The organism is Gammaproteobacteria bacterium, assembly GCA_011375345.1.
Lineage (GTDB): Bacteria > Pseudomonadota > Gammaproteobacteria > DRLM01 > DRLM01 > DRLM01.
In genome coordinates this window covers 1-10,871 of the sequence record DRLM01000079.1, presented here as the reverse complement: position 1 = coordinate 10,871, position 10,871 = coordinate 1, and the positions used below count along the sequence as shown (strand labels likewise).

General features: G+C 63.7%; 9 protein-coding genes. 3 read left to right on the top strand and 6 right to left on the bottom strand.

The annotated features are described in order from the left end of the window. The 5 genes from ENJ19_06070 to ENJ19_06050 form a co-directional block, all read right to left on the bottom strand. A partial coding sequence (locus ENJ19_06070) for a rod shape-determining protein RodA (GenBank protein ID HHM05294.1) occupies positions 1-712 on the bottom strand: 712 nt, incomplete at its 3' end. Beyond that, complete coding sequence (gene mrdA, locus ENJ19_06065) at positions 709-2,568, bottom strand: penicillin-binding protein 2 (protein HHM05293.1); 1,860 nt, start codon at positions 2,566-2,568, stop codon at positions 709-711. The genes ENJ19_06070 and mrdA, both read right to left, overlap by 4 nt. 1 nt (position 2,569) lies before the next feature. Next, positions 2,570-3,058: a rod shape-determining protein MreD gene (gene mreD / locus ENJ19_06060; GenBank protein HHM05292.1), complete on the bottom strand. Its 489-nt coding sequence runs from the start codon at positions 3,056-3,058 to the stop codon at positions 2,570-2,572. Between the two features lie 7 nt (positions 3,059-3,065). After that, complete coding sequence (gene mreC, locus ENJ19_06055) at positions 3,066-3,941, bottom strand: rod shape-determining protein MreC (GenBank protein HHM05291.1); 876 nt, start codon at positions 3,939-3,941, stop codon at positions 3,066-3,068. A 42-nt stretch (positions 3,942-3,983) separates the two neighbouring features. Next, on the bottom strand, positions 3,984-5,033 hold the full coding sequence (locus ENJ19_06050) for a rod shape-determining protein (GenBank protein HHM05290.1): 1,050 nt from the start codon (positions 5,031-5,033) through the stop codon (positions 3,984-3,986). 169 nt (positions 5,034-5,202) lie between these two features. Here ENJ19_06050 and gatC point away from each other — a divergent pair, with 169 nt between their 5' ends. Continuing rightward, on the top strand, positions 5,203-5,490 hold the full coding sequence (gene gatC / locus ENJ19_06045) for an Asp-tRNA(Asn)/Glu-tRNA(Gln) amidotransferase subunit GatC (GenBank protein ID HHM05289.1): 288 nt from the start codon (positions 5,203-5,205) through the stop codon (positions 5,488-5,490). Positions 5,491-5,710: 220 nt separating this feature from the next. Beyond that, entirely contained in the window at positions 5,711-7,165 is a 1,455-nt protein-coding gene (gene gatA, locus ENJ19_06040; protein HHM05288.1) for an Asp-tRNA(Asn)/Glu-tRNA(Gln) amidotransferase subunit GatA, read from the top strand. A gap of 340 nt (positions 7,166-7,505) precedes the next feature. Here the strand turns inward: gatA and ENJ19_06035 are convergent, their stop codons facing one another. After that, a complete protein-coding gene (locus tag ENJ19_06035; protein HHM05287.1) occupies positions 7,506-9,101 on the bottom strand; it encodes a hypothetical protein in 1,596 nt (531 codons plus the stop codon). 186 nt (positions 9,102-9,287) lie between these two features. On the opposite strand from ENJ19_06035, the gene gatB reads away from it, so the two are divergent. Then, positions 9,288-10,724, top strand: coding sequence for an Asp-tRNA(Asn)/Glu-tRNA(Gln) amidotransferase subunit GatB (gene gatB, locus ENJ19_06030; GenBank protein ID HHM05286.1), 1,437 nt, complete (start codon positions 9,288-9,290; stop codon positions 10,722-10,724). Positions 10,725-10,871 lie beyond the last annotated feature (147 nt).

Below are 10,871 nucleotides of genomic sequence, written 5' to 3'. Positions count from 1 at the left end.
TTTTGGATTGAATGATGTGATAGCCCGCCCCCAGCGGGTCGTTTTCCGGGTTCAAAAAGGTCAGCACCCGTTGTTTCTGGTAGTCGCGCATCACATACCACAGCAAGGGAGCGGTGGCGGCCAGAAACGCAATGACCAGGGCCACCAGGCGCCAGGACACCCCCGCCAGCAAGATCACGAACACGCCGGCGCTGGCCACCAGCAGGGCCGTGCCCAAATCCGGTTGCCGGGCTACCAGCAGCGCGGGTATGGCGATCATCAGCAGGGCCGCTCCCAAGGCTTTGCGGCTGGGGGGCAGGGGTTTTTCCGCGAGAAAGGCCGCCACCATCAAGGGCACGGCGACTTTCATGATTTCTGAGGGCTGAAACCGCAGCAGACCCAGGTCGAGCCAGCGCTGCGCCCCTTTGCCGGTTTCCCCCGCCACCAGCACGGCGACCAAAAAACCTGTTCCCAGGATGTAAAGCCAGGGTGTCCAGCGTGTCAGCGTCGACGGTGGGATCTGAGCGCAGGCCAACATCACGGTGAAGCCAAAGCCCAGGCGCAGCAGCTGGCGTTCGACGATGGCCATGTCCTGGCCGCCGGCGCTGTAGAGCACCACCACCCCCAGGGCTGACAGCAAGGCCAGGCCCACCAGCAGGGGGATGTCCAGGTGCAGCCCGTCGGCGAACAGACCACGGCGGGTTTTGCGGCCGGCCGTCAAGGGGACATTCATGGCTGGCCCCCCGGTTGGTTGGACAGGTAATGGTCGATCACCGCCCTGGCCACCGGTCCCGCCACAGCACCGCCGCTGCCCCCGTTTTCCACGATCACCGCGACCGCAATTTTTGGATGTTCCACCGGGGCGAAGGCAATAAACAGGGCGTGGTCCCGCAGGCGCTCTTCGATTTCCCCGGCGTCATATTCCTCATCCTGGGCGATGCCGAACACCTGGGCGGTGCCGGTCTTGCCGGCCATTTTGTAGCCTATTGCCCGGCTCATGGCGTGGGCGGTGCCGCGGGCGTTGTGCACCACGGCCTCCATGGCATCCACCACGGTGCCCCAGTGCTCCGGCGCCGACTGGGGCACCCTGGCGATCTGTACCGGTGCCTGGATGTTCAGCTGGGCTTCGTTCCCGGTCCGGGTGGCGCGCAGAATCTGGGGCCGCATCAGGGTGCCGCCATTGGCCAGGGTGGCGGTGGCGGCGGCCAGTTGCAGCGGAGTGGTCAGGGTAAAGCCCTGGCCGATGCCGGTGATCAGGGTTTCCCCGGGAAACCAGGCCTGCCTCCGTTTGCGCCGTTTCCACTGGCGCGAAGGGAGCAGGCCCGCCGCCTCGCCGGGCAGGTCCACCCCGCTGGGGCGGCCGAAGCCGAAGTGGCTGAGGTAGGCGTGGATACGGTCGATGCCCAGGGCCAGGGCGAGATCGTAGAAATAGACATCGCAGGATTGCATCAGGGCCGTGCGCAGGGTCATGGTGCCATGACCGCCGCGTTTCCAGTCCCGGTACTTGTGGTCATCCCCTTCCAGGCTGTACCAGCCGGGGCAAAAGGTGCGGCTTTGGGCGGTGATTTCCCGGTATTCCAGGCCGGCCAGGCCGATGAAAGGCTTCAAGGTGGAACCGGGCGGGTAGAGCCCCCGCAGGGCGCGGTTGAACAAGGGCTGGTCATGGGAATTTCTGAGGGCAGCGTAATCGTCCCGGCTGATGCCCCGGACGAAGGCGTTGGGATCAAAGCCGGGCTGGCTCACCAGAGTGAGGATCTGGCCGCTTTGGGGTTCGATCGCCACCACCGCCCCGCGCCGCGTTCCCAGGGCGGCCTGCGCCACGGCCTGGAGGTCGGCGTCCAGGGTCAGATAGATGTCGTAGCCGGGACGCGACGGGGTACGCGACAAGACCCGCACCACCCGGCCGCTGGCGTTGGTTTCCACCTGCTGATGGCCCACGGCGCCGTGCAGGATGCCTTCGTAGAAGCGCTCCACCCCGGTTTTGCCGATATGGCTGGTGCCGCGGTAGTTGCTGGTATCCAGCCGTTTCAGTTCGTCTTCGCTGATGCGCCCCATGTAGCCCACGACGTGCACCGCCAGCTTGCCCAGGGGGTAGTCCCGGGTGAGGCGCGCCTGGATGTCCACGCCGGGAAAGCGGTGGCGGTTGACGGCGAAGCGGGCCACTTCCTCCTCGCTCAGGCGGAAGCGCAGCGGGATGGCCTCGAAGGGGTGTTTGCGCTGCAATTGCCGGTGGAAGCTGTCGAGATCCTCCGCGCTGATGGCGACCAGCTTCCCGAGGCCGCGCAAGGTCTGATCGAGGTCGCTCACCTGCTCGGGGACAATTTCCAGACTGAAGGAAGGGATGTTTTGCGCCAGCAGCACGCCATTGCGGTCGTAAATGAGCCCCCGGGTGGGTGGCACGGGGACGATGTCCACCCGGTTTTTCTCCGACAAGGTGGAGAAATGCTCGTGGCCGAGGATCTGCAGATACACCATGCGGGCGATGACCACGCCGAGCAGCACCACCACACACACCATGGCGACGAGGGCGCGGTTGGTGAACAGATGCGTCTCGCGCAAATGATCTTTGAGAGGAACCCGGCGTTGCATATCAGGTCACGCGGAATTCCCGCCGCAGCGCCCGGAGCAACACAAACAACCATGGCCACAGCACCGCGCTGGTGAGGGTGGGCAGCCAGTATGACCAGCCCCGTGTCGGCGCGCCGCTCATGCCGTCGATCCACAGCGCCAGCAATTGTTGCAGGGCCACGAACACCATGACGCTCAAAGACTGCTGCCACAGGGGAAAGACCCGGATGCGGCGGTGAAGTTTGATGGTCAGGTAGGCGATGATGGCAAAAGCCAGGGCGTGCTGCCCCAGCAGCGCGCCCCTGAGTACATCCAGGAACAGCCCCACCACCCAGCCGGTGGCCACCCCGGTTCGCTGCGGCAGGGCCAGGCACCAGTAGATCAGCACCAGGGCCGGCCACTCCGGTCGCAAGGGCGCGGCCCAGTCGGGCAGGGGGGTCACGGCCAGCATCAGCGCCGCGATCAGGGTGAATGCAATCACCCAGCCCCCGTGGTGGCGCGCCAGAGCCACGGCGCTGCTATCCCCCGGCCGCGCCGGCCTGGCAGGAGGCGTCGTTGGCCGGGCAGGGCGGTTTCCGGGCCGGCCACACCAGCAGCACCTCCCGGCTGCGCTTCAAACGGGCGATGGGGCGGGCGGAAACGCGGGCATAGGCTTGTTGCGGGTCGGGCTCCACGCCGTCAACAACGGCCACCGGGTAGCCCCGGGGGAAACGCCCGCCCAGGCCGGAAGTGACCAACAGGTCGCCCGGCTTGATGTCGGTGTTATTGGGCAGATTGGGCAGTTCCAGCCGGTCCGGGGCGCCGGTGCCCACGGCGATGGCGCGCAGGCCGTTGCGGTCTACCCACACCGGCAGGGCGTGGCTGGCATCCGTGATCAGCATGGCAGTGCTGCTCAGCGGGCTGACGTGGATCACCTGCCCCAACACCCCCTGGGCATCCAGCAGAGGCTGGCCTTCATAGACGCCGTGAAGGGCGCCCTTGTTGATTACGATTTCCTGCGAAAAGGGTTCCAGGTCCACCGCCATCAGTTCGGCGATAAGCACCCGTTCGCCGATTTTAAAGGAGGAATCCAGCAGTTTCCGCAGGCGGCGGTTTTCCGTCTCCAGGGCGGCCATCTTCTGCAAACGGGCCTCCAGCAGCAACTGCCGGTCGCGCAGGCTGGCATTTTCCGCTTCCAGTTTCTGGCGGGTGGCCAGGGCTTCGCTCACCCAGTCGCCGGCGGCCAGGGGCAGGCCCAGGGCGTATTGCAGGGGCGAGACCATGGCGGCCAGCACGGCGCGCACGCTCTCGAGATGATGCTCACGGTGGTCCACAGTGAGCAGGGCCAGTGACAGCAGGCCGAAAAACACCAGTCGGGCATTGGCGGACGGGCCTTGAGCGAATAACGGTTTGATGGCGGTTTCCTCACGCCTCCGGCACGTCCTGGGGGGACGCGCTTACTCGATGACAAACACGTCTGCGCCGCCTTCGTCGATCATTTCCAGGGCGCGGCCGCCGCCCCGGGCGACGCAGGTGAGCGGGTCTTCGGCCACCACCACCGGCAGGCCGGTTTCTTCCATCAAGAGCCGGTCCAGATCCCGCAACAGGGCGCCGCCGCCGGTAAGCACCATGCCCCGGTCGGCAATATCGGCCCCCAGATCGGGCGGGGTCTGTTCCAGCGCGGTTTTCACCGCCCCGACTATGCCTGAGAGGGGGTCCTGCAGGGCTTCCAGAATCTCATTGCTGTTTAACGTGAAACTGCGCGGCACGCCCTCGGACAGGTTGCGGCCCTTGACCTCGATTTCGCGCACTTCCTTGCCGGGGAAGGCCGAGCCGATTTCGTGCTTGATGCGCTCGGCGGTGGCCTCGCCGATGAGGGTGCCGTAATTGCGCCGCACATAGCTGATGATGGCCTCATCGAAGCTGTCCCCCCCGATCCGCACCGAGGCGGAATAGACAATGCCGTTCAAAGAGATAATGGCCACTTCCGTGGTGCCGCCGCCGATGTCCAGCACCATGGAGCCGCTGGCCTCGCTCACTGGCATGCCGGCGCCGATGGCCGCCGCCATGGGCTCTTCGATGATGTAGACTTCCCGCGCCCCGGCGCCGGCAGCGGATTCCTTGATGGCGCGCCGCTCCACCTGGGTGGAGCCGCAGGGCACGCACACCAGCACCCGCGGGCTGGGGTGGAAAAAACGCGCCTCGTGCACCTTGTGGATGAAATGCTGGAGCATTTTTTCCGTCACGGTGAAATCGGCGATGACGCCGTCCTTGAGTGGCCGGATGGCCTGGATGTTGCCCGGCGTGCGGCCGATCATGGCCTTGGCTTCCCCCCCCACTGCGGCGATGGACTTCGGTCCGCCGGGGCCACGGTCCTGGCGGATGGCGACCACCGAAGGCTCATTGAGAACGATACCCTGGCCGCGCACATAAATCAGCGTGTTGGCCGTGCCCAGGTCAATGGAGAGATCGTTGGAAAAAAAGCCCCGGAAGCGCTTGAATAACATGGTGTGAATCGTCCTGTGAAGAGGCGCGTGGCGTGCGCTAAGGTCCTTATGATTCTAGGTAATAATAGCGCGCGAAATCCGCGGTACTTTAGCAATCGCGGGGGGTTTGGGGCAAGCATCGATCTATGTTAAGTTTCGCCTCTTCTTAAATCACGGTGGGGCATGATACATGAATCTGGAACGCAAGGATGTTGAAAAGATCGCGCACTTGGCGCGCCTGGCCGTTGCCGATGAGGACGTGCCCCGCTACGCCCGGGAGCTGTCCAGCATTCTCGATCTGGTGGCGCAGATGAACGCGGTGGATACCGCCGGTGTCACCCCCATGGCCCATCCCCTTGACGTGTCCCAGCGCCTGCGCAGCGACGAGGTGACGGAAACCGACCAGCGCGAGCGCTTCCAGGTCCTGGCGCCGGCGGCGGAGGCGGGCCTCTATTTGGTCCCCAAAGTGATTGAATGAAGAATGAAGAAACCGCCAGGAACGCCAGGCCAGGAAAAACGCCCCGTGATTTTTTGATTCCCCCTTTTGAAAAAGGGGGCAGGGGGATTTCCAAAACAGTCAGTTGTTCGACCAATTCCTCCGCTCCCCGTTGAAAGGGGGAGCGGCACCCAAGCACAGCAGCACGTACTCAGCGCTCTTAGCGGTTAGTGATACCTGTCCAAGCAAGCGAGTCCAAACCATGCATGACAAAACGGTGGCCCAACTGGCCCGGGGATTGAAAGCCGGCGAGTTTTCCAGCGTGGAACTCACCCGCCACTATTTAGAGCGCATCAAAAAGCTGGACGGCCAGCTCAACAGCTTCATCACCGTCACCGAAGAGCAGGCTCTGGCCCAGGCCGAAGCGGCCGACCAGGCCATCAAAGCCGGCACCGGCGGGCCGCTCACTGGCGTGCCCCTGGCCCACAAAGACATTTTCTGCACCGATGGGGTGCTTACCACCTGCGGGTCCAAGATGCTGGCCAACTTCGTTGCGCCGTTTGATGCCACCGTGGTCACCAGACTCAAAGCGGCGGGCATGGTGACGCTGGGCAAGGCCAACATGGACGAGTTCGCCATGGGCTCCAGCAACGAGACCAGCCACTTTGGTCCCGTGCGCAATCCCTGGGATCTGGACGCCGTGCCCGGTGGCTCTTCCGGCGGCTCCGCCGCCGCCGTGGCGGCGCGCCTGGCGCCCGCGGCCACGGGCACCGACACCGGCGGCTCCATCCGCCAGCCCGCCGCGCTGTGCGGTCTCACCGGCCTCAAGCCCACCTATGGCCGCGTCTCCCGCTGGGGCATGATCGCCTTCGCTTCCAGTTTGGACCAGGGCGGCCCCATCGCCCGCACGGCCGAAGACTGCGCCCTGCTGCTTTCCGCCATGGCCGGCTTCGACCACCGCGACTCCACCAGCGTGGACCGGCCCGTGCCTGATTACGCCGCCGCCCTGGGTCAATCCATCAAGGGTCTTAAAATCGGTTTGCCCAAAGAGTTCTTTGGCGAAGGTTTGGACAGCCAAGTGGAACAAACTGTCCGCGCCGCCGTGGCCGAATACGAAAAACTGGGTGCCACCGTGCAGGACATCAGCCTGCCCAACAGCGGCCTGGCCGTGCCCACCTATTATGTCGTCGCGCCGGCGGAGGCCTCCTCCAACCTGGCCCGCTATGACGGCGCCCGCTACGGCTACCGCTGTGAGCAGCCCAAAGACCTGCTGGACATGTACAAACGCAGCCGCGGCGAAGGCTTCGGCGCTGAAGTCAAACGTCGCATCATGATCGGCACCTACGTGCTGTCGGCGGGCTACTACGATGCTTATTACCTCAAAGCCCAACAACTGCGCCACCTCATCAGCGACGACTTCAAGCGCGCCTTCAAAGAGGTGGACGTCATCATGGGCCCCACCTCGCCCACCGTCGCCTTCAATGTGGGCGAAAAAACCAACGACCCCGTGACCATGTACCTGTCCGACATCTACACCATCGCCGTCAACTTGGCCGGCCTGCCCGGCATGTCCGTCCCTGCCGGTTTTGTGGCCGGCCGGCCGGTGGGTTTGCAGCTCATTGGCCGCTACTTTGACGAAGGGCGTTTGCTGAATGTGGCGCATCAGTACCAGCGGGTGACGGGCTGGCACGGCGGGGTGCCGGCGGCTTTTGCCTGATTGCGCGGAAAAGGGCTCGCCGCCCTTTTTTACTCCGCCTGGAAGCGGGTGCAACAGCCCGAATACGAGTGCGGCAGGGCTTGGTATGGCTGGATGTGTTTGGACCGGACGGCTCAGACCGCCTTGTCTCGCCAGCCGGACGAGCCCTTGCTTGTTTCTTGAATCCACAGGGTATTTTCTACCATCGGAAACACGATGCGCACTCCGCTCTGTCAGAACATTCCCTGTGAAGCCAAAGCCCTGCGCGACCATCTTGCCCAATCCCAACGGGGGGAAAGGCGGCTTATGAACAAAAAGCCGGGGCATGGCCCCGGCTTTTTGTCGAACTGGCAGGCCGCGTCTACATGGGCGGCTGCACGAAACCACGGCTGGCCATTTTCTCTTCGATGGTGGGGGTGTCGTCGGCGTCGTCACCGTCGATGGCGGCCATGAGATCCAGGTTCATGTAGCCGTCAGGGGCGCCGCTGCTGTAGACGAAGATGTCCTGGTCGGTCTCGTTTTCGCTGCCGTCCACGTCGCGATCGTACCAGAAGTTGGCCGGGCTGCCTTCATAGGTGCAACTGTTGGTGGGGGCATAGACAATGTCGGAGCCGCCGGTGGGCACTTCCCACAGTCCGCTGGTGTCGTTGAATTCCACGAACTGGCGCTGGGCGTAAGCCTGGAACGGGTGCGGCGTGCCGGGCCCGGCCCAGTTGCAGTAAAAGCCGGTAATGCTGCCGTCGGTGCTCCCCACGGGGGCGCCGTAGCCGTAGTAGGCCTCGCCGTCCTGGGTGGGGCCGTTGAGGCCGACGCTGAGGATGCGGCTGTTGCTGTCGCCGTAGCCGGCCTGCCAGGCGTAGGTGTAGTGGCCGTCCAGGCTGGTGGGGTCAAACACGGCCCCCAGGATGGAGAAGTTGTTGGCCCAGCCGCTGCCGTCGCCGGCGTTGTAGGTCTCGCTGGGGTCGATGAAGGTGTAGGTTTCCGTGGTATCCACGTCCGTGTCGGTGACTTTGTTGGCGCTTGTTCCGTGGCCACAGTACATGCCGTCGCGGGCGTTGATGGTGAGCGAGGTGGCGCCGGCCATTTTGTAGTAGATCGAGCCGTTGTAGGTCACATCCTGGCTGGGGCAGTGGCCGCCGTTGAAACTGTCGTCCACCTGGTAGGTCAGCACGCCTTCGTATTCGGTGACGGAGGTGGGTTTATGCTGCAGGGTGATGACGATGTTGTGGGTGTTGCTGGCGCTGTCGGTGTACACCATGTCGAGTTCGTAACGCCAAGTGGTGTCGCTAGCGTCCTTGGCCAGGGTGGCGGTGGTGAAACTGGTGTCGGTCACGCCCAGGGCCGCCATCTGGCTGGCGAGATCGATGCTGGCCCCTGCCGCGGGCAGATCTATGCTGTTGGAGGTGGCCGCATAAACCATGCTGGCCAGGCCGATCAGCGCCATCATGCCGCGGCTGCTGATGCCTTGCATCTGGGCGTTGAGCTGGGCGGCGGCGCAGGCGGTGCCGCTGCTGTCGGTTTCTTTCCAGATGCCGAGGTCGCCGCTGGGAAAGCTGCCGTTTGCGGGGCTGCCGTCGGGGTGATTGGTATAGGAGAAGCTGGGGCCGTAGCAATCAGCCAGGGTCGCCTGTTGCAGGAACGTGGCGGGGGTGAACAGGGAGCCCACCGTGGCGCTGCCGCCCAGGATGGTGCTGATGTCTTCCACCACGGCGGCGAACCTGCTGCGATCCAGTGCCAGATGGGCACTGCGGGCCAGACTGGCGTTGCTGGCGTCTGGCTCGACATCCGTGGGTGAGGTGATGGCCAGCCCGGCGGGGAAGGCCTCGGCGGCGGCGGTGGTGTTGTTGTTCGCGCTGTCGTTGACCACATTGGTGAGGTCGCTGGTGCTGCTGCTGTCCAGGCAGGCGCTCAGGGATACCGCCAGGGCGATCAATGTGGGCACAAGGTATCGGTACATGGGGCCAGACTCCTTCTCATATGGAAATCCAAGGTGCAGTCTTGCTGCGGTCTCGCGCCCCTTATCGGCTGACCGGTCCTTCTTCTGAACGGGACCGGGGATGGTGGTAACATAGCCCGCCGGCGCGCCGCCCTGTGGCGCGCGATTCCGTTTACATGCGTTTTACATGTGTTGAGGTGAAATCGAATGGCATGGGAAGCAGTCATCGGCTTGGAGATTCACGCCCAACTGGCCACCAAAAGCAAAATCTTCTCCGGCGCACCCACCGCCTACGGCGCCGTACCCAACAGTCAGGCTTGTGCGGTGGATTTGGGTTTGCCGGGGGTGCTGCCGGTGTTGAACGAAGAAGCGGTGCGCATGGCGGTGAAGTTTGGCCTGGCCGTGGGCGCCAAAGTGGCCCCCCGCTCGGTGTTCGCCCGCAAGAATTATTTCTACCCCGACCTGCCCAAGGGCTATCAAATCAGCCAATACGAGCTGCCGGTGGTGGCGGAAGGCCATTTGGACATCGATCTCGAAGACGGTGAAACCAAACGCATCGGCATCACCCGTGCCCATTTGGAAGAAGACGCCGGCAAATCCCTGCACGAGGATTTCCACGGCCTCACCGGCATCGACCTCAACCGCGCCGGCGTGCCCCTGCTGGAGATCGTGTCCGAGCCGGATCTGCGCTCCGCCAAAGAGGCCGTGGCCTACATGAAAAAGCTCCATGCCCTGGTGCGCTATCTGGAAATCTGCGACGGCAATATGCAGGAAGGCTCCTTTCGCTGCGATGCCAATGTGTCCGTGCGGCCGGTGGGGCAGGAGCAGTTCGGCACCCGCGCCGAGGTGAAAAACTTAAATTCCTTCCGTTTTGTGGAACGCGCCATCAACTACGAGATCGAACGCCAGATTGAACTCATCGAGGGCGGTGGCACCGTGGTGCAGGAAACCCGCTTGTATGACGCGGCCAGGGACGAAACCCGTTCCATGCGCTCCAAGGAAGAAGCCATGGATTACCGCTATTTTCCCGACCCGGATCTGCTGCCGCTGGTGGTGGAAGACGAGTTCATTGAAAGCACCCGCCGCACCCTGCCCGAACTGCCCGACGAAAAACGCGCGCGCTTCGTCTATGAATACGGTCTCACGCCTTATGAGGCGGGCGTGCTCACCGCCAGCCGCGACCTGGCGGACTTCTTCGAGGCCACCGAAAAAGCCGCCGCCGGTGAGGTCAAGCTGGCGGCCAACTGGGTCATCGGCGATTGGCTGGGGGCGCTCAACAAAGCGGGCCTGGATGTGAATGAGAGCCCCGTCACCCCGGCCATGCTGGGCGGCATGATCCGGCGCATCGCCGACAATACCATTTCCGGCAAAATCGCCAAAACCGTGTTCGAGGCCATGTGGAACGGCGAAGGGGATGCTGACGCCATCATTGAAAGCAAGGGGCTCAAACAAGTCACTGACGCGGGCGCCATCGAGAAAGTCATCGACGAGGTTATCGCCAACAATCCCGGGCAACTGGCGCAATACCGGGCCGGGAAGGACAAGCTGTTCGGTTTCTTCGTGGGCCAGGTCATGAAAGCCACCCAGGGCAAGGCCAATCCCCAGCAGGTGAATGCGTTGTTGAAGAAAAAATTGTCGGCTTGATCCGGGGGCGAGCAGCCCGCGAATCCGCCGGTCTCAGAGTTCAAATTTGATTTGTCGCAAAGGGCGCCCAAGGGCGCAAAGCAAGACTCAAAAGCCCCTTGTGTGTCTTCACGCCCTTTGCGGTGAAGTGCTTTCAGTATGATCATT